The following is a 23,071-nucleotide window of genomic DNA, read 5'->3' as shown; positions in this document are numbered from 1 at the left end:
CATTATGACTGCCGCGCTGATCGCGGCAAGCCCGATCACCTCGATACAGGCATCGACCGACGAGCCGCGCCAGGAACAGGCCGCAGGGCAGACCGGCGACGCCTTCTACTGCCAAGAGCGACGCCTCGGCTATTGGTTTTACTGCGTGCGGCCAAAGCCGGCAGAACCAGACCAGGCGGCGCCGCAAGCGCCCTCGGCTACGGCCCAGCTCGATGCAGTCACCGCGACACTGCGCGAACTCAAGGCCAGGGCGATCATGGAACCCAGCCCCGAGAACGTCACTGCCTACATTCGCTTCCAGCGCGAGCAGCTCGACCGGGCCTCGCTGTTCTCAGACGTCTGGCAGCGCGCGATTTGGCAGGATCCAGCGCTCGACTACACGCTCGAGCGTCCGGTCGGCACATTGGCTAAACGGCAGTGGCAAGACATGCGCGCCGCAGAGCGTGACACGGTCATGGCGCATCTCTCCGAGCGCTACGGGCTGTTTTACTTCTTCGCCCAGACCTGCGGGGCATGCGAGGTGATGAGCCCGATCGTCAAGTCTGTGGCCGACCGCTGGCACCTGACGGTGCGGGCGATCTCGACCGATGGCGGACCTTCTCGCCATTTTCCGAACTACACCGTCGAGAACGGCCAGCGGCCCAAAATGGGTCTCGAGCCCCGGATCACGCCCGCACTGGTGCTGTGGGACAGCGTGGGCAAGCGCCCGATCCCGATCGGATACGGGGTCCTGTCGGCCGACGAGCTGCAGGACCGGATTTTTCTCCTGACCTCCAAGGAAGCCGGCCATGATTACTAAGCTGCGCAAAGTGGCGCTCACGCTCGCCGCGACGAGCCTCGTTGTCACTCCGCTTCAGGCCAATGTCGGCGACAGCATGGACCGCTTCATGGATGACATGGGCGCGGCCGGGAACGTGACGGGACCGACAGCTTTCCAGGGACAATCGGCGGGTTACTACAGCCTCGGCAATGTCTGGACGCGCTTCCCGCAGAAGACGACCAATATTGCCAACCTGCAATTGCCGCGCGCCCGGGCGGGCTGCGGGGGGATCGACATCTTTGCAGGGAGCTTCAGCTTCATCAACGCCAGCGAGATCGTAGCGCTCCTGAAAGCCGTCGCCAACAATGCGGTGGGGTTTGCCTTCAGCCTGGCGATCGACACGGTCTGTCCGGAATGCTCGAAGATCATGCAGGAATTTGCGCAGAAGGCGCAGCTCATGAACAACCTCAATATCAACTCCTGCGAACTGGCGCAGGGGCTGGTCGGGGGGATCTGGCCCAAGGGCGACCTAGCCGACAAGGCGGTCTGCGAAGCGATCGGCAACTCGGAAGGCATTTTCACCGACTATGCCGCCGCCAAGCACGGCTGCGGCACGCGCGGTCAGCGCTCGAGCACGCTCCAGAACGGCAACGGCAAGTACGACGACGTCAATCCCGGGGTGCCAAGGAACTACACTTGGACCATCCTCAAAAAGTCGGCGTTTTTCTCTCCGAACGGTACCTTCGACCAGGAACTCGCCGAATATGCGATGACGCTGCTCGGCACGATCATCTACGTGCCGCCCACGGACGACGAACCGGGCAAGTTCGTGCCGATCGTCGGCGAGAGCTCCTCGACGCTCGTCACCTCGCTGCTCGACGGCACGACCAATGGCAATGTGCTGATCTTCCATTGCGACGAGCCCGATAAATGCCTCGACCCGGGGTTCAGGTCGCTGAACCTTCCGATCTCGAAGTCGCTCCGCCACCGCGTCTCGGTCCTGATCAACAGCATGGTCCAGGCAGTGCGGACCGATACGGCGATCACCGAGGCTGAAAAGGAGCTGCTCCAGGTCTCGAGCGTGCCGCTCTACAAGATACTGACCGTCCAGGCCGCTTATGGCCGCGGCATGGCCACTGACGACCGCGAGACGCTCGCCGAATTGGCCAGTATCGACCTGCTGTTTGCCGTGCTCGACCGGATCGTCAGCGAAGCGGGGCGTTCGATGTCGAGCTTCATCGGAGCCGACGAGGCCAAGATCCAGATGTGGCAGAGCCAGGTCAATACGGTGCGGCAGGCGCTCGCCGACCGGCAGTCGAACACGCATCTCAAGGTCCTCGGGATCATGCAGATCATCGAAAAGACGGCGATGATCGAGAACATGCTGGCGGCTTCGATGTCGCCGTCGATGTCGGCATCGCTCGACTGGTCGCGCGCGCTCCAGTCCCGCTCCATCGTTCCTTGAGGCAAGACAGCCATGATCGAGATTTTCACGGTTGGCGGCGGCGAATACATCGTCAACGTGCTCAACGCGGTGGCCAGCTGGACCGGTGCGGGCGGCTATAAGAGCCTGATCCAGGTGACCATGGTCATGGGTCTGGCGCTGGCCGTGATCGTGCTCGCGTTCAACCAGGACTGGCGCGCCTGGCTCAACTGGTTCCTTGGCGCGACGCTTATCTACATGTGCCTGATGGTGCCGCGCATGGATGTCCATGTGACCGACCGCGTCAATCCGAGCCTGGCTCCGGCCAATGTCGCCAATGTGCCGATCGGCCTTGCACTGATGGCGAGCTTCACCAGCCAGGTCGGCGACTACCTGACCCGCTCCGCTGAGCTCGTGTTTGGTCTGCCCGATGACCTCAACTACTCGCGGAACGGGATGATCTACGGCGCGCGGCTGCTCGAAGCGACGCGGTCTTTGCGCATCTCCGATCCCGAATTTGCCGCGAACCTCGACGAGCATGTCCGGCAATGCGTATTCTACGATCTCCTGCTTGGCCGCTACTCGATGAAGCAGATCGCCGAGAGCGACGATATATGGGCGACGATCTCGCCGGGATCTGCGGCGCGGGCACAGAAGTTCCTGACCCGCCAGGCCGATGACAGCGTGACGGCTTCGATCATCACCTGCCGCGAAGCCTATACGTCTCTGTCCAACCAGTGGGCCGGGCTGATCGACGCCATGGCACTGAGCTCCGGGCGGCAACTCTATCCCCGGCAGACCGCGGCGCTGGCCAAGATCAAGCTGCTCGCCGACCTGCCGGTCGCCTACCAGTACCTGTCAGGGGTATCGAAGAGCGCGAGCGACATCTTCCGCCAGGTTCTGACGATCAACGCGATGAACCAGGCGATGCACGGCTTTGCCGGGGCCAGCGGCACCTCGGGCATTGATGTCTTCGCCCAGACCCGTGCGGACATCCAGACCGAGCGGACCTATGCCTCGATCGCCGAGAACGCGATGAAATGGGTGCCGATCCTCAATGTCGTGCTGACGGTCGTGTTCTATGCGATGTTCCCGGTGATCTTCCCGCTCTTCCTGATGCCGAAGACCGGGCCGACGGCGCTCAAGGGCTATGTCACGGGCTTCTTCTACCTCGCTGCCTGGGGTCCGCTGTTCGTGATCCTGCACATGATCCTGATGTTCAAAGGAGCGGGTGATGTCGCGGCGGCCGGTGGCGGGACCGGGCTCACGCTTGCGAGCTTTGCGGGCATGACCGACGTAAACCGCGATATCGGGCTCCTCGCCGGCTATCTTGTCGCTTCGGTGCCGTTCCTCGCGGGCGGTATTGCCAAGGGCGCTCTGGCGATCTCCGGACAGGCCACCTCCTACCTCAATCCGTCTCAAAATGCGGCCGAAGAAGCGGCACGCGAGGCGAGCACCGGCAATGTCTCGCTCGGCAATAGCAATCTCGACAATTCGACGGTGTTCTCGCGGCAGTTCGCGCAAGGCGCACTCAATCCGAGCATTTCCTATGGCGCTGCGCAGACGCGCGGGTTTAGCGAAACGGGCACCCAGACGACGAGCTTCAGCGGGGCCGAGTTCGCGACCGTGCCGAGCTCGCAGTACCCGTTCACCCCAACGCTCGGGAAGGACTTCACCAGCCGGCTTTCGACCATGGCGAGCCAGAGCCGCGGCCAGAGCGAGACCTACTCGAACCTTGCTCAGCAATCGAACAGCTCGGCCGTCACCAGCTTCAACGAGATCCGCAATACCTACAGCCAGGGGCGTTCTTTCGAATCTGTCAGCGGCACCGGCAGCAGCGACAGCGTGGGCAAGGCATTCAGCGAGGTCGACAATGCCTCGGCAACGCTGCAGCGCCAGTTCGGCCTCTCGCGCCGGGCTGCAGATGACATCACCGTGTCCTGGTTCTTGAATGGCGAAGCCAGTGCCGGTGTCGGCGGTAGCCTCGGACCTGTTGAGCTTGGGGCAAAGGCGCGAGGAGGGCGCAATCAGAGCTGGACCGACAGCGACGTCGGGATTGCCTCGGAAGATCGCAACCGCATCACCGGAACACTGCAGCAGCTCTCGGAGTCCCGGAACTGGTCAAGCACGCGCGATGGGTTCCTGCGTGAGACCAGCTCGAGTTCGAACTCACAGGTCGCGACCAGCGCTGCTGGGCTGACTCGTTCGCTGACCGAAGGGCAGTCTTACACGGTCGAAGCACGCCGCTCGGAAGAGCTCGCCAGCCGCCTGGACCATCAGGCTACCTGGTACGAGGGCTCCAATGCGGCTGGCTCGCTCAACCTCAGCCAGGCCTATCGCGAATGGGGTATGGCCGAGATCGAAGCAAACCGGGACTATTATGGCTCGGTCCGGTTCGACGACATCAACTTCCAGCTGAGCCCAAAGGGACAACAGCTTCAGGCCCGCTTCGTCGAGACCTATGCCGACGGGCTGCATGACCAGATCGAAGGCGATCTGCGTCTTCCCGAGTTCGCACCGGTCACGCACCCAGTTGTCTCAGGACCGGGCGATGTTCGCGCGCGCGGTCCGCGCGGCGGCGGCTCGGGAGCAGTTGTGCCCACGGTCGATCCGACTGCAATCAGCGACGAGGTGCGCGCTGCCCAAGCCGGTGGCAGGACCCGCATCGGTCAGTCACGTGGGAACCTAGAAGGCGTCACGCGCGGTGCAAAGGGTGCCAGCGAGGAGGCGGCAGACGAGGTCAAAGAATGGTGAGCCCTCAGAGGATCAGGTCGTTTACAACCACAAAGACCACGTATGCCGTGAGTAACGTGAAGACCGTGATCATGACTGCACGCCCCCAAGGGTCGGCCCAGGTCTTCTTCCAGGTGTAAGCGGTCAGGCGGTTCTCTGCGATCGCCCGATCCACTTCCTTGAGACCCTTCCAGTCGTGGCCGCCTCGATCCTCTTCAGGCAAATCGTTCATCGCACACCTCAATCCAGCAAGTCATTGCGTCTCGAAATCAACTCATTAAAGCGCAATTAGCTCTTTATGGATCGATATTGACACATAACAGATAAATTTGTAAAGGCTCAAAATCGATACCCAAACGGTGATTCGGCGATTAAAGTTTCGAAAATGGATCCTAATGAAAATTCCTTTGAGCGGCCTCTGATCGCTCTGCTCGCTGACCTTGGTCAGCAGCTCGAAGCTTACCGCATTTCGCGAAATCTCAAACAGGCCGAACTGGCCGAATTGGCGGGTGTCGGGCGTTCGACGCTGGCGCGCATGGAAGCGGGCAAAGGCGGCACGATCGACAGTCTCGCGCGGGTGATGCGCGCGCTCGGTCTTGGCGAGCGACTGCTCCAAGTGGTGCCCGATGCCAAAGTCAGCCCGCTCGATCCGCGCTCGGAAACCGGCAAGACCCGCAAACGCGTGCGTCATGCAATCAGAAGCAGCAAGGCCGGCAAATGGACCTGGGGTGACGAAGCGCCATGACGCGTGCGATCGTCAATTTGTGGGGCCGCCAGATCGGCGCTGTCCTGTGGGATGAGAGCCGCCAGCTGGGCGTCTTCGAATACACCCCTGAATTTATCGCCAGCAACTATGAGGTCGCACCGCTGACAATGCCGCTACGCAGCGGTGTCTATGACTTTCCGGGTCTCGCCAGCGAGACGTTCAAAGGTCTGCCCGGCATGCTGGCCGACAGTCTGCCCGATAGGTTCGGTAATGCTGTGATCAACAGTTGGCTGGCCGAACAGGGCCGGACACCCGAAAGCTTCGATCCGGTCGAACGGCTTTGCTACACCGGCAGGCGAGGCATGGGCGCTCTCGAGTTCGAGCCTTCGGCAGGACAGCACCGGGACAAGGGGGGCAAGATCGACATCGCGCCGCTCGTCGATCTTGCCAATCGTGTGATCGCCGCCCGTGAACAGCTGAACGGCGTGCTCGACGGCCAGGACGACCAAATGGCGCTTGAAGAGATCCTGCGCGTCGGCACATCGGCCGGCGGCGCACGCGCCAAGGCGGTGCTCGCTTGGAACGAGGCAACGGGCGAGTTTCATTCCGGCCAGCTCGATGCAGGCGCCGGCTATACCTACTGGTTGATGAAGTTCGACGGCGTCTCAGGTAACGCCGACAAGGAGGTCGCCGATCCACTCGGCTTCGGTCGCTTGGAATACGCATGCTATCTGCTGGCGAAGGCGGCTGGCGTCGATATGGCGCGCTCAAGGCTGCATGAAGAAGGCGGCCGCGCACATTTCATGACCCAGCGCTTCGACCGGACGGCAGACGGCAAGAAGCTGCATATGCAGTCGCTATGCGCCATGCGCCATTTCGACTTCAACCTAGCCCGGGCCTATAGCTACGAGCAGGCAGTCGAAACGATCCGGATGCTGGGTCTTGGCCGCGATGCGATCAGGCAGCAGGTCCGCCGCGCCTTACTCAACATCTTCATCCGCAACCAGGACGACCACACCAAGAACATCGCCTTCCTGATGGATCCGGACGGTCGATGGAGCCTCTCGCCAGCATTCGACGTTGTCTATGCCTACAATCCCGATGGTGCCTGGACCAGCCAGCACCAGATGTCGCTCAGTGGCAAGACAGACGGAATCGAGCTCGATGACCTCCTCACCTTCGGGAAGTTCGCGGATATGAAAACCGTTGAAACAAAGGCGATTATAAGAGAGATTGAAATTGCAATATCCAAATGGCCGGAGTTTTGTGACCGGGCTGGATTAGCACCGGATATCGCCAAGCGAGTAACGCAAGGCTTCCGGTCGTTCTAACGAGGATCTGGGTGACAAAAATCGAGTCCATTTCCGCCGAACGACTGGAGATGGCATTTGCTGCGATTGCCCCAGTTCTTCCGAGAACATTTCCTCAAGCAGCAAAACAGACTTATTCGCTCGAGAGGCTAGCCGAAGCGCTAGTCAAATTGAGGCAGCCTCTCGAACGCGCCAAACTCACAGGGGGACTGATGAACCCCTGGGCCATTGCGGGTCTTAAACGCGATGAGGTTCGAAACGCGGCTGCGCTTGCAGGTCTTTGGCAAACAGCCTTCGGTGGGGATGCCTCGCGGAGGTTCCTGGCCGAGTATCTTCAGATCGCGATTGAAGGGATCGCGTGGGACGACGAGCTTCGCGGCGGCTATCAGATCTCGACAGAAGTATGCCCAATCGGTGACCGGACTGATCGCGTCGATCTGGTTGTTGAAACCAAAGGCTACGTGGTCGGGATCGAAGTCAAGATTGACGCTTTAATGGGGCGCAAGCAGCTCGAACGCTATCTCGTCTCGATCAATCGACGTGCAACGCTGCGGAAGGCCAAAGCCTTTGTCGTGCTGCTCGCACCATTCCGCAGTCCAATTGCCGAAGTCAGTTCAACGTCGTGGAGTGACGTCGCCCTTGCCGCCCGTGTCGCCAGTAAGTCAGCCGATGATAGCAGGACTTTCATCGCACAGTTCATTGCCGCCTTCGGCGACCACGTCAGCAGATTCTAGGAGTGCATTGAGATGTCAGAAGGTGATGTCGGATCAGTCATCGTTCTTCATATCGATGAGCTAGAATCTGCGATCCGCCACGCTCAGAATGCCATGGACGCACATTTAGGCCGCGCTGTGGCGGAGCTGCTCGACGATCGCCGGCGTGCCTTTGGATGGGAAGGCAAGATCGGCACCGAGCTCGATAGCCCGATCTGGCTGGCTCCGCCCGAATGGCGGATCGCAAATGATGAAGACGATAATTTCGATCTCTTCGTGAACTTGGATCGAAGTTTCTGCCTTGATGGCGAGCCCCCTAGCACTTGGGTAGGGACATTCTGCGGCTTTGCCGGATCGCAGCTTCAGCTGGAGATCACATCAGACTCGCTCGGGCGCGGTGCTTGGAAAAAGCTGCTCAGGGACGAAGCCAAGACAATGGAGCAGCTCCGCGACATGGGTTTCCGCTGCGATCCCAAAGACGGGCTGCTAGCCGCGTTGGTAACAATCGATCGGAGCGAGCTTGCGAAGGCATTCTCTGAAGACGATTTCGAGGAAGCACTGGCGCCTATTGTAAAGACGCTCGATCGCATCCAGTCGGCACGAAAGATCCTCGACAAGCTTGTCAGCGCGATCCGCAAGAAATCTTGAGGCAAACCGGAAACGGAAAATTCGGGAGGGGCATAAGTGGGGTTTGAAGGCACAATTCGGGACGGTGACCCACTGTGGACTAAGACCGGTAGCTGGACGATGGGCCTCGATCCTCTCGGTCTTCAGGCGACAAGCATCCGAATTTACCAGTCGCTGGTCCCAAACATCACCAACATTACGAACCGGTTGCGTTACTACGCTTACTTCCCTTGGCTGGTCAGTCTCTATGAAAAGCTCCATCACTCAGACGATCCTGCAAAGTTCGCCATCTTCATGCGGCGCGGCGAGGCACTCTATGCTCTCGCCACGCTGGTCGATGACCTGGAAGGAAGTGACGGACTGGGCGGTTCAAATTGGGCGAGTCAGCATCGGGAAACCGCTCGGACAGATGGGATAGATTTCAGACCCTTCACGGATGATCGGACCTCTGGAAAGACATACTTGCAAGCACCGCGCGGCAACTATGGCGTGGCCTACGCCCCAACCCTAACCGAGATGAAATGGCTCACTGAATCGTCCGTCCCGGTGACGTCCGTGCGTGGGGGCGCCATTGCTTCGGCATTCGCCGGTTCCATCGGACAAATTGTTGATGAGATCGAAGCGGTGCTGCTCTCTGGGAAAGCAACCGGCAAGCAACTTCAAGACATCGGCGCAGCCATCCATCCAGCCAAGATCCCTGGTCAATCGGTTGAACTAGCGGTGCTCCGAGACTTTCTGATCGGAACAGGCGATACGTCCAAGGATGCCAAATCGCGCCGATCGACGATTTGGCTCATCCTCGACCTCTATCGGAAGGGCGTCGCTCCAGGCAATCTCAACGATCTGCGTCAGGCATTTTACGCACGCAGGTTGCCAAATGGTCACGACTACCAGCCGCCGGGAGAGACGATCGACCGATGGCGCGCGTATCAAGCAAACGAGTATGGACAGGTCGCGCTAGCCTGCGCTTTGAACGGCCTGATTGGCCTGCAACGCGAAGAGTATCCATCAGGCGTAGAGCCCAAGGAGCTAATTCGCCAAGTGGTCGGCGCGGCTCTTCCGGCTTCAAATCAGACCTGGTCGCAGTGGGCGACTTCTTTGGCCGCCACGGACGATGCCGATGAAACAGCACTCATTGAGCCGGTCCTTGAGAACCTGGCCACCGGAGAGCGGCCCCCAGCGGAAACCATGTTGAGCGCCTTGAAACTTCTCGGAATGCTCTGGATAAGATGGTCCAAGAATGACGGCGCGGTTAGGCCGATAATCGCACGAATAGCTGGCGCTGATGGCCGGTCGCTTGACGGGATCTTGCGGACACTCGACTTGGCCCAGGGCCAGACTGCAAGCGACGCCCTGGCCGCGGTCCTGCTCAAGCACGTTGTCATCGATCATCAAATCATTGCGGGGCGGAAACTCTCCACCGCAGGAACCTTCACCTATCACTTTCTGGTTGAGGATGGCCTGCTCAGCGAGGGACTTCTGGGCGAGTACGGCTACACAACCCCTCGGCTGTTCAATTTGACCCGGGTCCTGCGGGATGCGGGCTATCTCGACAGCAACGGCGTGACCAGCGACGGGGAGGCATTCCTTGAACAGCATCAGCCTCTTTAAAGATCTCGCGCGGACCGGCTTCCATACGTCGATCGTCACAACCTATTCGGTCGATGCGGCATTTTACGATGGCTCGCTCCATCATCGGCTGCGCGCCTACGGAAGCGACAACAACATATTGATGGCTGACGCCAATATGCTCCAGCGCGCGATCACGGAGACGCCGGAGTCGTTTGGTCGTGCCGGCACGGCTTATGCCTTGCTGCCGATATCGGTGCCTGGCGCGTTCCACCCGAAGATCAGCATCCGCCTTGGCAGTGATGCCGGCTGCGTAGTCGTTGGGTCCGCCAATGCGACCGCAGCAGGTTGGGGCAGAAATCGCGAGATCGTCGGCCGGTTCGAGTGGTGGCGCAAGCGCAGCGATGGGGACGAGGACGCCAACCGCCAGCTGATCCGGAAGGCGTTCGATTACGTCTCAAAGTGGCTTGGAGATGCGGGCCTCGAAGCGGTCAAACGCAAGCTCGACCTGATCGAACGCGATGCCACTTGGTTGTTCGAAACAGAGGTGAACGAAGGACCGGTCGAGCTCAGCGATGGCACATTGATCGATCTGTTATGCGAGGACGCGAGCGGCGGACCTGGCATGCTGAGCCGAATTGTCGATCTTGTCGGCAGCGCATCTGTTACCCGGCTCGTTGTGCTCTCGCCTTATTGGGATGCGAAGCTCGAAGGCCTGTTGGGCCTCATTGACGCCCTCAAGCCAAATGAGACAGCCATCGCTCTCAGTGCCCAAAAACCCGAGTTCCCGGTCGACCAACTCCAGCGCATTCCGCAGGTCAGCTTCGCCGGAGTTTTCGACGGCAACGATGGCGCGCGCTTTATCCATGCCAAGGCCTTCGTGATTGAGACGGAGGAATGGGACCACGTCATCTATGGCAGCGCCAACTGCTCCGACGACGCCCTGGGTCTCGCAGACCTCGCGGCGCGCAACGCCGAGTGTTCGGTCTATCGCCGTCTTCCTGCCGGTTCCGGACTTGAGCTGCTGGGCCTCGATCTATCTTCGACAATCGACCGTTCCGACTTGATGGAGCCGACGAAGGAATTGCTCGAAGCGAAGCCTGGCGCACCACTTCCACTTGGCACGATCGAAGCGGCGGGCAGCAGTCTCCGCTGGGTGCCATCGAAGCGAATTACCGATCCGGAAGGCGCGGCACTCGTGATCCCCGAAGGTGAGTTTGCTTTCTCACCCGTTCGAAGTGGCAACTATGCCCTCGATCTGCCGGTAAAGCCCCGGTTTCCACTGATCGCACGTATCCGGCTGAACAATGGAGCGCTGACCAGCGCTGTGATCGTCAACGATGCTGTGAGTTTGACCCATGCTGCGCCTGGCTTGGGAGACAAGCGCTTGCGCTCGGCATTCGCGAAAGTCGAACTCGAGGGTGGTGACTTTCTCGAACTCGCCAGCCTTGCCGCGATCATTTTCTCTGAAACGCCCGAGAGTCGCCGCAAGGCGGCAAAAGCGGTCAAGTCCATTGGCCGGGCCCATGGCAAGGGAACCGAGGGCGAGGACGAGCACGTCGTCTACGACTATGACAGCCCAGAGGCCTTCCGTGAGGCGATGTCCGCAAGCGCACCGTCCAAAGGCGATAGCAGTCGTCTCAATTTCGACGACCCCGATGCGGTCAATCTTTTGAGAATCATTCTCCGCGGCATCGGCCAGGCGGACAATGAGGATGACGCACTCTATCGCGACGAGGTGCCCGAAGGCGGCGATGGAAACGATGAGGGCGATGGAAATACCAATTCGGACCCGCCCGGCGATCAAGATAACGGAGGTGCCCAGGACGCACCGCCCCGCGAACCTCGCACATACCGGCGCGATGAGGCTGAACGGCAGAGCCTCGACATCCTGAAAGCTGTCGATTGCTTCGAGGCCTACATTGCCCGACTAGTGGCCGACGAGACGCCGCCGCCGCGCAAACTAACGGCCGAGGTTTGCTTCATTTTGCGGCTGATGGTCGAGGCTTGCCGCCGGCCGCTCGTGGTCAAGGAAGGGGACAAGAAAGACGAGCTGTTCGCACTGGACCTGGTGCCCAAGCAACACGACCGCGATCGCGCCTTTGCCGTCCGGGTTGGACGCATCCTGCAACGGCTCTGGCAGGGCAATAAATCCGAACCGTCCCTACTGTCCCGCATTTCGATCGGACAGCACCAAACCGAAATGCCGTTCGATTGCTTCGCACTTGTTGCGCTCACTCGGTGGGCGCTTGCGCGCTCAGTCATGGCAATGACGAGCAGCAAACAAGCCGAGCTTGCCGGCTTCGTGACCAAAGGCGCGATTGCCATCTGGAAAGCAACACAGGCTTGGCCTCGTCTTGATCCGGAGGCCGAACTTGAGTTCGTCGGTAAGCTCGACGCTGCACTCGGCATCAAGGCAGATGAGACCGACAACCTGCTGCGGCACTATGTCGAGCTCAATCAGCAGTTAGAAAGCCGTTAGATCGGGGCGACCCACCCGCGGCGAGCGAGCTCACTGGGCTCGCTCGAGATACCGACAGAAGGCGTTTGCAAGTTGCATTTGACGCGGCGTGCGGCACTCCGCTTCGAAGACCTGCGGCGAGCCGACGAGGATACTGACGCATTTGGCCCGGGAGGTCGCGACATTGAGCCGGTTGAGGCTGTAGAGGAACTCCATGCCCCTTGGCGCATCAGCGTGCGAGGAACTGGCGAGCGAGTAGATCGAAATCGGCGCTTCCTGGCCCTGGAACTTGTCGACCGTTCCAACCCGCGCCTGGGGCAAGCGGCGCTGAATCTCGAAAACCTGCGCGTTGTAGGGTGCGATGATCAGGATGTCTGAAATCTCGATCGGTCTTTCGTTGCCATTTCGATCGATCCACGTGGCGCCCTGGGCCAGGATTTCACTGACCAGCTCCGCGATGACATCGGCTTCCTCGGGCGAACAGTTCTGATTGCCCTTGTGCTCGACTGGCACAAAGCGAAGCCCCGTCCCATTTGCGATACCACTTGTCTTGATCAGCTGACCGGCTGTCTCCTCCTTCGAAGTCAGTTTGCCCTCGTAGAAGAGCTCCGATGTGAAAGCGCAGATATCCGGGTGCAAGCGCCAAGTCACATCGAGGAACAGGCCTTCGTCAGGCCCAATCGTCTGCTTGCCGGAAAGCAGGTGATCAAGCGCTGAGCACCCCGTGCCATCGGGATGACTTCCCTGCATCGGTTGATCGAGTTGCTGGGGATCGCCCAGCAGGATCACGGTCTTGGCTGCTTGTGAGACGGCGAGAACGTTGGCGAGCGACATCTGAGCCGCTTCGTCAACGAAAAGGACATCGAGGCACTCGAAGGCAGCCGCATCCGACCATAGCCAGGCCGTTCCACCGGCGACGCTGCAATCCGCCTGCAGTGCGGCGTAAACCTCAGCGTTGTTCTTCTTGGCGAAACGCAACCGGTCGGTCGCATCCTCTTTCGAACCGCCTTTGGGCTTCTGAATGCAGACGAGCGGCGTGTGCGTTTCCTCTGCGACCTCGATGGTCTTGTTAAGCAGGTTGCGGATCACTTCGTGACCATTGGCGACTATGCCGACCTTCTTGCCCTGCTTGACCAGTTCGCAGATCATGTGACCGCCGGTGTGGGTCTTGCCCGTGCCAGGAGGCCCCTGAATTGGCAGCACGCCGGAGGCGATGAGCGGAGCTATCCGAACACCAGCGTCCAGTGGCTTCTCGCCGTCCAGGCGCAATGCGGCATCTTCGCCGACCCGCGGGGCAACGCGCATCAGCATGTCGCGCGCCGCGCCATAGGAGTCGCCGCCGGTCATGCCGTTTTCACAAACGTAAGTCGCGAGGCGAACGAGCGACTCCTGCATCGGCTTGGAGGATACGAACTCGTGGATGAACAATGCTTCAGGATGCTCGCCCGCCATGGCCGACGTCTTCTTGATGTCGATGGTCCGGTTCTCTCTTGAGATGTCCTCGACAGTGCCGAGGCTCTGCCCGCCGGGTGCTTTTACGCTCTTCTCAGGCCGGATATCGGCTTCCTGGGCAGGGAAACTGTATCGATCGATCGGACATTTCGCTGTTCCGCCCACAGTCTCGATAAAAGTCAGTCCCGCCAGACCCGCGCGCTCATCGAGCAGCTCGTCTGCTGAAAGATCGCGGAGACGGAAGAGCTCCCACCAGGTCGCCTTTTCTTCGCGGCGGTGCCATTCGAGGAGATTGGCGAGTAGCCAGCACGCATGCTGTTCGCTGCTTCTTTCAGCAGGATCAACCGGGACATCGGCAACCAACTGCTCGATAAGCGGTCCGATGATTTCGAGCCATTCGGCCAAGTTCTCGCTTGGTGCGCTATCTGCCGGCTCCGGTCTTGTGATCTCGGTGCCCTGTGCGATGAGCTTGGCCCGCTCGCCTTCGAGCCAGTCGCGCAAGACGCGGGTCGAGACACAATCGTCCCGGTTATAGGCTTCAACAGTATCCTTGTCTTGCGGCAGGATCCCGTTGGCATCGTTTAGTTCAAGGCTCACTTGCAGACGATTGAGGGCCAGATTGGCATCGGGCAGGCTTGCATCGCGCACATACCCGAAGAGCGGCTCGAGCCTCTTGATGGAGTAGCTCTCGACGCCGGCCCGCAGCGAATGACGAACGACGCTCAGCAGGTCGACAAAGACCTGACCCCGCAGCAGCCGATCGAGTTCATCTTCGCGCGTACCATAGCGCCCCATCAGGCGTTTGAGCGCGCCAGTCTCGTAACCGCCGTAGTGATAGACATGGAGGCCGGGGTGGGCCTCGAGCTGTTCGAGGACGAAATCGATGAAGGTCTCGAACGCAGACTTCTCGGCCGCACGATCGAATGCCCAAAGGCCGCGATATCGGATCTCGCCGTCCTCGAAGAAGTGAAAGCCCAAGAGATATTCGAGGCCGTGTTCGCCAACGAAGGAATCGCCTTCGAAATCGAGATAGATGTCGCCTTCCGAGGGTTCAGGCAGACAATTGAGGCCGAAACCCGCCACCGGAGCCAGCATTTCATAGCGCAGCTCACCTGCATCGCGGGTCTCGATCTGGATTCGAGCCTGTTCGCGGACCCGCGCCAGCGATTCTTTCGAACCGCGCTCCGGCTTCCAGGGCAGCGGTAAAGGCAGCTCCGCCAATGTCGTAGCAGTCGTAACGCCATGGTCCTTTAGCTGGGCGATCTGCATGCTCGAAATGCCGGCAACCAGACACAGATGATCATCATCGCGTCGTTGCTTGGAACATTGAGCGCTCCACACACAGATATCGCAATGCGCCGCCGGGTCCGGGTATGTGCCCTGGGGGCCGCCAGCAGCGAAACTAGCCGACATTCCAGCTTTAACCTGCCGGTAGTAGGCGCCAAAGTCGGCAATGCGATAACGCTCGGGTACGAACTCAGTCCAAGGCGGAACGACATGCGCGAACTCAGGCATGACTCCTTGGATTTTGGCGATCAGCTCGGAATAGAGGCACAGCTGAAGGACGGTGCCGCCTTTGGTCTCCCGGGCAAGCTTGGTGTCGGCTGCTTCATATGACCAGGCACCCAGATCACTCGGCGTATCAACTTTCCGCAGAATGTCGGCTCGTCCCACCCACACTCCGGAGCGCAGAGCACCTTGAACGATCACTTCGACCCCAGCGTTCATGGCGTCAGCTGTCGCAGCGACGGCTTCGTCCGTGACTTCAACACCGTCGATTTGGACGACATTCAGCCCGAGCGATGACAGGTGGTCCACGTATCCTTGCTCGTGCTTGGCCCCACGCTCCCACAAAGCTTCAAGCAAGGGGTCAAAGAACTTGGGCCTTTCCAAGTCGCCTTTGGCGACAGCGTGTTCGAGAGCGCTCAAATGCCGGCAATTGAGGTGGCTGACCAAGTCGGTTGCACTAAAGCGCAGGACCCTATCTTTGATCTGCAATGACGTACTCCTACAGGTTGCTGCCACGGAGTCCGCTCCGGATGCGGATGTGCAACCCTGCAACCGGTTGAACATCGGGTAGGGAACTCACTAAACGCAATATAGCATACTGATTTATTCAGCCACTGAAGCTTGTCCTTTAGCAAGCTTCAGCTCCCATCCTTGGGAAGGGACCTAGCCGAACACCTCGTTGAGCATCGCCGGTAGCAATTGGTCGAGGTGCGCCGTCGCCTCTGCCTGAGCGGCCTTGGCGGCGCGGGCCTTGGCCTGGAGGCTGTCAAACCAGAGTTGGGCATCGAGCGATGGCACCGGCACCTTGATGGCTTGCAGCCGTTTGGTTGCCAAGGTTCGGTTGCGGTCGGCGCTGCCTGCCGATGCTTGCCCGACCTGATAGATGCCTTCATTGGATTGCAGATAATGCCAAAGGAAGTGGGCGGTCGCCCGGTCAGAATCAGGCACGCAGGTCAAATACCGATGGGAACCGTGCTTGCCGTGGTGTTCGCGCTCGGCAACAGCGAACGCGCCTTCCCATGCCTTGATATTACTGAAAACCAGATCACCTTCTTCGATCCGGTAGAGCGATTGCCAGGTCAGTTCCTCCCCCACGAGGTCAGGCTTGGTGAATAGGCCCTTGCCGAAAGAGCGAACGCCAAGTTCTGGATAGGATGCATCCGGATCGATCACGACCGGGCGACGAACCAGCGGCGCGATTTCACCCATGGCCACGCGCGGTGCATCAGCGATAATCCGGGCAAAGGCGGCTCGCAAGGTTGCCTCAACTTCCGATGCCACTTTGGCAGCTTGGCTTCCTCGTGCCGAAACGGCGATCGCGGCGCTATCAAACCGAGCTGTGAGCTTGCGCTGGACTTCCAAGGAGGGGAGCGGAATGCGGATGGTCAAAAACCGCTCTGGCTTAACTCGGTTCTTTCCACTCGTACCCTGCGACAATGCTTCACATTGCATCCAAGCCAACTTGGACTTGCTGAACCAGTGCACGAACCGCGGATTGACGCGATCAGTGTCAAGCGTGAAGGTTGGAAACTCGGCTGACCCGTGGGCACCGGCAAGCGTCTCATCGACAATGGCGATGCTGCCATGCCGTGCCCAAATCTTGTTGATCACCAAGTCGCCGGGTTCAACGCGGAAAAGCTGTGGAGCTTGAGTATCAGCACCTTGAATGCGCTTGTATTCGTAAGCGCCGCCACCCCACCAACGGACGCCGACCAGCCGATAGGTTTGATCTGGTTGCGGCACTTCGCCTCGCCAAGTTAGCGTGGCAATTTCCCCAAGCGCGGTATCCTGAGCTTCGGTCATCAGCGGGTCCACTCAACGACAAGCTGCTGCATTTCTTCGAGAATGCCGACTACGGCGCGCTCACAGTCCAAACTTGCCGCCAGAATCTCGGATGGAGTGCGGTGATCCTCGGCTGCCGTGGCATTGGGATTCTTGATGTCGAGATTTACCGCTACGACCTGCCCGCCGGCATCGCGCTCGATAAGGGCAGGACCATCGACTGTCCATGCACGCGGATCGTCGCCGCGCGTGTCCCACCAAGTGCTCAAGTCTGCCAGATCGGCGGACTGCAGGGGCGCGGTCTTTGAATACTTACGGCGTCCTTCCGGCGCGGGCTGTTCCCAGTAGGCAATCTGCCCGGTCGGGCCGCTCGTGTCGAAGAACAGGAGGTTCGCCGCGATGTCGGTGTAAGGCGCGAAGACGCCCTCGGGCAGGCGCACGATAGTGTGAAGGTTGAACTTTTCCAGCAGGTCTGCCTTGATCCGCGCGGCTACGCCGGTGCCGAACAGCGTGCCGTGCGGCACGACGACAGCGGCACGGCCTTGGCCTTTGCGCTTCAACCGCCGCATGATCAGCTGCAAGAACAACTGAGTGGTTTCCGCCGTGCGGCGATCATCGGGGAAGTTGGAAAGGATTCCAGCTTCTTCCTCACCGCCAAATGGCGGATTGGTGAGGATCACGTTCACCCGTTCGCGCTCACCGATTTCGGTCAGGCGGAATCGCAGCGCATTGCCAGGATCGATCTCCGGTGACTCCAGTCCGTGCAGCAGCAAGTTCATCTGCGCCAGCAGGAAGGGCAGAGATTTGGCCTCTATGCCCGCGAGGCTACCCGATTGAAGCTGCTCACGCCGTTCCACAGTGTCCGCCTGAAGCGCCATGTGTGAAAAGGCTTCGGTAAGGAAGCCGCCGGTGCCACAGGCCGGATCAAGCACAGTCTCGCCGATGGTCGGGTTGATCCTTTCGACCATGAAGCGAACAACGGCGCGCGGCGTGTAGAACTCGCCGCTGTCGCCTGCGGCATCCCGCATTTCCCGCAGTAGCGTCTCGTACAGCCGCCCGAGGGTGTGCATTTCCTCAGAGCTGTCGAAGTGGATGGCATTGATCAAGTTGATCACGTCGCGCAGGAGATAGCCGCTCTCCATGCGGTTGGTGACGCCGCGAAACACGGTAGCGATCACATCGCGGCGGTCGCGCCCGCCATTGGTGCCGCGCAGCCCTCGCAGGTAGGCAAACAGGCCCGGGCCTTCGCTGCCATCCGGCAACGTGGCCTTTTCGGCGGTAATGAAGGTCAGCAAGTCCGGCCCGGTGATGCCGTCCTTGTCCGCTGCCCAATCCCGCCACCGATAGGGTGGTTCGATTGCCGACCTGAACGCGCTGCCCGCCAGTTCCGCTTCGTCCTGATGCATACGCTCCAGGTCATCGAGGAACTTGAGGAACATGATCCAGGTAAGGACGGGCAGCCTATCGAGATCGCCATTCAGCCCCTTGTCTTTCCGCATGATCTTGCGGGCGGACTTCACGATGGAATCGAGGCGCTGGGCCGTGGTCTGAGGGGCAGTATTTTTCGGGGCGCGGGCCATGGTCATCCTTATCGATTATCAGGCCGCATAGAGAGCTTCGGTCAGTTCCGCCACCGCTTCACGCATCGCCTGGGGGCCGCCGAACAGGCGCGCGATCTCGCTGGGATTGCCGAAGTCGGAAATGGGCTGAACCTTGAGCGCCTGAGGCAAGGATAGCTGGTCAGGCCCGGTGGCGGCATACTTTTCAAGCAAGGCGTCAATCACAACCCTCGCTTCATCGCCATACCGCTGAAACAGGTCCGGATCACGGGCGCGCAGCCGTTGGGCGCGCTCTGTCCGCGTGGTAAGCGGTGCATTCCAGGCGAGGTGACAAAGAAGGTCGAACGGATCGTCCTCTGGCCTGCCCGCATCAACCTGAAGCGCGACTAGATCGATCCCGCGTTCGGCCAAGGCATCGATGATCGCGCTGCGCTTGTCCTGAATGGCCCACTCGGCACGAAAGGCCGCTGGCGTGGGAAACAGCGTCCGAACTTTCTCCCCGGTCCAGTCGGTGAGCTTGCGACAGGTCAGCCGCTTCCCATCGGAATCGAGATCATAGACCAGATGGGCGACGACTTCGACTTCGCCGCCATCAACGTAGAGCTTTCGCGGCAGGGCGTCGGGTTCATCCGGCGGCAGTACCGTCGTACCCGCATCGGCTTCGAAGTCGTCCGATGCAGTTTCGATCTGTTCCTCATCTGTAGCCACGACTTCGCCATCGGCATCGATTTCAGTCGTGATTTCGGCTGCAGGATCACCGTCGAAGGCCGGGTCCGCAAACTTTTCGGTCGCGGTGCCGGTGTAATCCAGGATGTTGAACCAGAGCTTCCCGTAGTCCTCGCGAAGCCGAGTTCCACGTCCGATGATCTGCTTGAATTCCGCCATCGAGCCGACGACGCGCGCCAGGGCCACATTCTTGCAGGTAGGCGCATCGACCCCCGTGGTCAGCAACTGCGATGTAGTGAGGATGACCGGCGTTTCGGACTCCACATCCTGAAACGTGCCAAGCTTGCCCTTGCCAATGTCGCCCTCATCGGACGTCACCCGCGTTACGTAATCTGGATACTTGGCAACCATGTCGGAATTCAGATTGATCAGCGCCTGCCGCATCTCGCTGGCATGATCCTGATCGACACAGAACACGATGGTCTTGGCAAAGCGGTCTGTGTTCTTGAGGAAATCGGTCAGGTGACGGGCGATGGCCTCGGTCCGGGACCGCAGTGCGATAAGGCGCTCGAAGTCCTTTGTCTGGTATTCCTCGTCCGGAATCTCCCGCCCGTAACGATCCAGTTCCCCGGCAGATGGACGCCATCCGACGGCATCGAGATCGGTGACGATGCGGTGAACCCGGTAGGGCGCGAGAAAGCCGTCCTCGATCCCTTGTGCCAGGGAGTAGGTGTACAGAGGCTTCTGGAAATAGGCATAGGTGTCCCGGCTCTCTTCCCGCAGAGGCGTGGCCGTCATTCCAAGCTGATAGGCTGGCTCGAACCATTCCAGGATCTCACGCCAGGAACTGTCCGAACGCGCACTTCCCCGATGACACTCATCGATTATGATGAGGTCGAAGAAGTCAGGTGCGAACTCCTTGTAGAGGCCGGGACGGTTCTCGTCGCGCGCGATGGCCTGATAGGTTGAGAAGTAGATGTCGCGGCCATGGCTGATCGCGTTCGCACCCAGCTTCCAGCGCGCATCGCCAAACGGAGCGAAAGTCTTATCCTTGGGATCGTCGACTAGGATATTCCGGTCGGCAAGGAAAAGGACTTTGGGCTTGCGATGGTCGCCGCGCTTGTTCCATCCGGCTGACCACAGGCGCCAGCAGAGCTGGAATGCAACCGCGGTCTTTCCGGCGCCGGTGCAAAGATTGAGCAAAGCACGGCGTTGCCCGCCCAGGATCGCTTCCATCGCACGATTGACTGCAATCTCCTGGTAGTAGCGCAGCGGTCGTTCGGGATCAGGAAAACTCGCTGACAACAGCTTAGAGGCACGATCGCCTGAGATTTCCAAGCGGGTCTCGACGCGAGACCAAAGTTCGCCCGGGGTCGGGAAGTCGGTACGCTGAACCTCAGTCCCGAGAGCCAGGTCGATTTCGATTATGTCCCGACCGTTGCTTGCATATGCAAACCTGACGCCCAGCACTTCGGCATATTCCTTCGCTTGCTGAACGCCGTCATGAGCTGAGCGATAGCCTGCCTTCGCTTCGATCACAGCGATCGGGTAGTCAGGCCGATAGCGCAGGATGTAATCCGCACGCTTGCGTGTCCCTCGTCGTGGCACTCCACCGACGAAGAGAACCCGACCGTCCGTAAAGGTCCGTTGCTCTTGAATCGCGCACGGCGATTCGTCCCAGCCTGCGGATTGCAACTTGGGAACAATGTACTTTCGACAGGTATCCGCTTCGGTATTCATCTTATCGAGCACAATCGCCGAACAACGTTTGAATGGCAACCGGCGTGATGGCAGGCATCGAGCCAAACTGAGTGGTCCAATTGAACTCGCCCCGATCCACGAAATATCCCCAAATAGCCGTGAGAACTAAATTTGAAGATGCATCCCGGTGAGGATCGTTCTAATTCGATTGATGGTGGCTATTCAAATAAGTCTCTACCCTCTCAAGGGTTCGCCGCCGTGGCCGCCGCCCCATCCGCAAGTCCAGCACGAAGCGCGGATCTCCCACCGCACGCCTGCCAAAGCGGGTGGCGGAAATGTGCGTTTCCCTGAGATGCAACTCGATGCGATCCAGCAGCTTCATGATCTACCTCGACTCAGAATCAGCTTGTGTTCTTGATATGTTCTTATTAGGAAGACTCCATCGAGTCTAGGATGAAATCCTACAATCTGCCTGGACCGCCCCTCGAAAGGCGACACGGATGGAAAATGTCAGAGAAGAGCTGGATCGCCTGATCCGGCAGCGACACGTTGGGTATTCCGCGGTTTCGCGGCTGCTCAATCGCAACCCCGCGTATATCCAGCAATTCATCAAGCGCGGCTCTCCGCGTAAGCTGGATGACGAAGACCGTCGTCTCCTTGCGCGGTTCTTTGGCGTGGACGAGCAACTGCTCGGCGGCCCGCCGCCCCAGGTGAAGGATGGCCTGGTCGAGATCCCGGTACTCGATGTCGACGCTTCGGCGGGTTTTGGCGCGATTGCTGAAAGCGAGGCAGCACATACCAGGTTTGGGTTCGACGAACGCTGGCTTGGCAGACTGACGCGGGCCAAGAGCGCAAGCCTCTCGATCATCCACGTTGATGGGGAATCGATGGAACCGACGCTCAGGGACGACGACGAGGTTTTGGTCGATGCCTCTGATCATGGCGCGCGGCTACGCGATGGCATCTATGTCCTGCGGATCGACGATGCGCTCGTCGTGAAGCGTGTGACCATGCAGCCAGGCGGCCGCCACATCACCATTTCGAGTGACAATGCGTCTTACCCGAGTTGGACCGATGTCGATCGCGCTACTGTTCATGTCGTCGGCCGCGTAATCTGGTTCGGCCGGACTGTCTGACCGACTTAGTGAGCGAGAGCCCCTGCGAACCGCTCCCTGTGCCGTGCGACAAAATCAGGGCGTGGATGAAGACCTGAATCGCGTGGCAGGCGAATCTGCTGCCCGGCCGGGGGGAACAGTTGGAGGTATTCCGACGGCACTTTGTTGTGTGAGACAAGCAGGCAAAGATTGTCATCAAAGCTGATCAGATGCCGATCGAACAGCCAGTGTGCGGTCGCCGATAGTGCCACCCCGTTCTGGACAATGTCCGGCCCGCCATCCGCAACCGACCAGATATGCGCGGCCTGGGCCTCGGCTTTACCGCCCCCGTTGACGATCCTGAGACCTGTCACGGCACACGTGTTTTCATAGGCGTCGAGGACGTGGTTTCGGAAGTTGGCATCGCGGATCTTGCGATTGACCAGCATCTGCTCAACCCGCCGTTGGGCAAACTGATCACCCAGTAGTAGGCTGGTCTCCACGTCGATCCGAAAGGTATCGAGCTCAAGTCTGATCCGGTTGTCCGGATCGAGGGTCTCGGCCAGACCTGCATTGACGATCGCGACGAAGTCAGCGTTGTCGAGCGCGCGAACCGATTTGCCCCGCATCGTGCGTCCGGCATCGCCGGGTCTCGCCATCTCGCGCAGGAAACGCTCGGCAAAGCGGCCATCGCAATCGCGGTAAGGAACTGGCTGGTCGAATTCGAGATAGTCGCGCACCCTGGCGTAGTAGTGGCTTGGGTCAACGGGATCGGGATCGATCCGCTCCACCATGGCCGCAGCGATGTACGCCATCCTTCCGCCGGCGATACGGGTTTCACGGTACACGATCCAATCGCCGGCCAAATTCCGAGCAACAGGAAGGTAATTGCTCGGAAAATGGTAGCGCTCGGTGATCTCGTCGTCGTACCGAGAATCGCCACTGATCTCGAAGACACCCTTCACAGTCCGACCCCTTGCCTATCCATCTTAATCAGAATGCCCGC

At 59.9% G+C, this 23,071-nt stretch carries 16 protein-coding genes; 10 read left to right on the top strand and 6 right to left on the bottom strand.

Features of this window, described 5'->3' with window-relative positions; translation table 11 throughout:
- Nucleotides 1–4 precede the first annotated feature (4 nt).
- Genes GRI59_RS01760 through GRI59_RS01750 form a run of 3 tightly spaced genes read left to right on the top strand, consistent with a single transcriptional unit; the run spans nt 5 to nt 4,937 of the window.
- A complete protein-coding gene (locus tag GRI59_RS01760; protein ID WP_160760376.1) occupies nt 5–799 on the top strand; it encodes a conjugal transfer protein TraF in 795 nt (264 codons plus the stop codon).
- The gene (locus GRI59_RS01755; protein ID WP_160759480.1) at nt 789–2,225 is read left to right on the top strand and encodes a conjugal transfer protein TraH; all 1,437 of its coding nucleotides are present in this window, start codon (nt 789–791) and stop codon (nt 2,223–2,225) included. Before GRI59_RS01760 ends, GRI59_RS01755 begins: the two co-directional genes overlap by 11 nt.
- A 12-nt stretch (nt 2,226–2,237) precedes the next feature.
- On the top strand, nt 2,238–4,937 hold the full coding sequence (locus GRI59_RS01750) for a conjugal transfer protein TraG N-terminal domain-containing protein (RefSeq protein ID WP_160759479.1): 2,700 nt from the start codon (nt 2,238–2,240) through the stop codon (nt 4,935–4,937).
- 4 nt (nt 4,938–4,941) lie between these two features.
- On the opposite strand, the gene GRI59_RS01745 is transcribed toward GRI59_RS01750, so the two are convergent.
- On the bottom strand, nt 4,942–5,148 hold the full coding sequence (locus GRI59_RS01745; protein WP_160759478.1) for a hypothetical protein: 207 nt from the start codon (nt 5,146–5,148) through the stop codon (nt 4,942–4,944).
- A 153-nt stretch (nt 5,149–5,301) separates the two neighbouring features.
- On the opposite strand from GRI59_RS01745, the gene GRI59_RS01740 reads away from it, so the two are divergent.
- From GRI59_RS01740 to GRI59_RS01715, 6 genes are all read left to right on the top strand, one after another.
- Nucleotides 5,302–5,661 carry a helix-turn-helix domain-containing protein gene (locus GRI59_RS01740; protein ID WP_160759477.1) on the top strand — a complete coding sequence of 120 codons (360 nt, stop codon included), beginning with the start codon at nt 5,302–5,304 and terminating at the stop codon, nt 5,659–5,661.
- On the top strand, nt 5,658–6,953 hold the full coding sequence (locus GRI59_RS01735; RefSeq protein ID WP_160759476.1) for a type II toxin-antitoxin system HipA family toxin: 1,296 nt from the start codon (nt 5,658–5,660) through the stop codon (nt 6,951–6,953). Before GRI59_RS01740 ends, GRI59_RS01735 begins: the two co-directional genes overlap by 4 nt.
- Nucleotides 6,954–6,964: 11 nt before the next feature.
- Entirely contained in the window at nt 6,965–7,666 is a 702-nt protein-coding gene (locus tag GRI59_RS01730) for a PD-(D/E)XK nuclease family protein (RefSeq protein WP_160759475.1), read from the top strand.
- Nucleotides 7,667–7,678: 12 nt separating this feature from the next.
- Nucleotides 7,679–8,293 (top strand): hypothetical protein, encoded by a 615-nt coding sequence (locus GRI59_RS01725; protein ID WP_160759474.1) that lies wholly within the window; start codon nt 7,679–7,681, stop codon nt 8,291–8,293.
- A gap of 99 nt (nt 8,294–8,392) precedes the next feature.
- Entirely contained in the window at nt 8,393–9,883 is a 1,491-nt protein-coding gene (locus GRI59_RS01720) for a hypothetical protein (RefSeq protein WP_237440637.1), read from the top strand.
- A complete protein-coding gene (locus GRI59_RS01715; RefSeq protein WP_160759472.1) occupies nt 9,861–12,323 on the top strand; it encodes a phospholipase D-like domain-containing protein in 2,463 nt (820 codons plus the stop codon). The genes GRI59_RS01720 and GRI59_RS01715 overlap by 23 nt, the downstream gene beginning before the upstream one ends.
- A 30-nt stretch (nt 12,324–12,353) precedes the next feature.
- Here the strand turns inward: GRI59_RS01715 and GRI59_RS01710 are convergent, their stop codons facing one another.
- The 4 genes from GRI59_RS01710 to hsdR all read right to left on the bottom strand — a co-directional run bounded on the left by GRI59_RS01710 (nt 12,354) and on the right by hsdR (nt 21,010).
- Nucleotides 12,354–15,752 carry a TM0106 family RecB-like putative nuclease gene (locus GRI59_RS01710; protein ID WP_202390845.1) on the bottom strand — a complete coding sequence of 1,133 codons (3,399 nt, stop codon included), beginning with the start codon at nt 15,750–15,752 and terminating at the stop codon, nt 12,354–12,356.
- A gap of 174 nt (nt 15,753–15,926) precedes the next feature.
- On the bottom strand, nt 15,927–17,066 hold the full coding sequence (locus GRI59_RS01705) for a restriction endonuclease subunit S domain-containing protein (protein WP_160759470.1): 1,140 nt from the start codon (nt 17,064–17,066) through the stop codon (nt 15,927–15,929).
- Nucleotides 17,066–18,625, bottom strand: a complete 1,560-nt coding sequence (locus GRI59_RS01700; protein WP_160759469.1) for a class I SAM-dependent DNA methyltransferase — start codon at nt 18,623–18,625, stop codon at nt 17,066–17,068. The genes GRI59_RS01705 and GRI59_RS01700 overlap by 1 nt, the downstream gene beginning before the upstream one ends.
- A gap of 18 nt (nt 18,626–18,643) precedes the next feature.
- A complete protein-coding gene (gene hsdR / locus GRI59_RS01695; RefSeq protein ID WP_160759468.1) occupies nt 18,644–21,010 on the bottom strand; it encodes an EcoAI/FtnUII family type I restriction enzme subunit R in 2,367 nt (788 codons plus the stop codon).
- Between the two features lie 461 nt (nt 21,011–21,471).
- Here hsdR and GRI59_RS01690 point away from each other — a divergent pair, with 461 nt between their 5' ends.
- Nucleotides 21,472–22,107 (top strand): S24 family peptidase, encoded by a 636-nt coding sequence (locus tag GRI59_RS01690; protein ID WP_160759467.1) that lies wholly within the window; start codon nt 21,472–21,474, stop codon nt 22,105–22,107.
- 5 nt (nt 22,108–22,112) lie between these two features.
- Here the strand turns inward: GRI59_RS01690 and GRI59_RS15980 are convergent, their stop codons facing one another.
- Complete coding sequence (locus tag GRI59_RS15980) at nt 22,113–23,030, bottom strand: HNH endonuclease (RefSeq protein WP_160759466.1); 918 nt, start codon at nt 23,028–23,030, stop codon at nt 22,113–22,115.
- Nucleotides 23,031–23,071 lie beyond the last annotated feature (41 nt).

The organism is Erythrobacter ramosus (assembly GCF_009828055.1).
Lineage (GTDB): Bacteria > Pseudomonadota > Alphaproteobacteria > Sphingomonadales > Sphingomonadaceae > Erythrobacter > Erythrobacter ramosus.
Note: the sequence above shows the minus strand (reverse complement) of the source record. Positions and strands in the feature narration are given on the sequence as shown.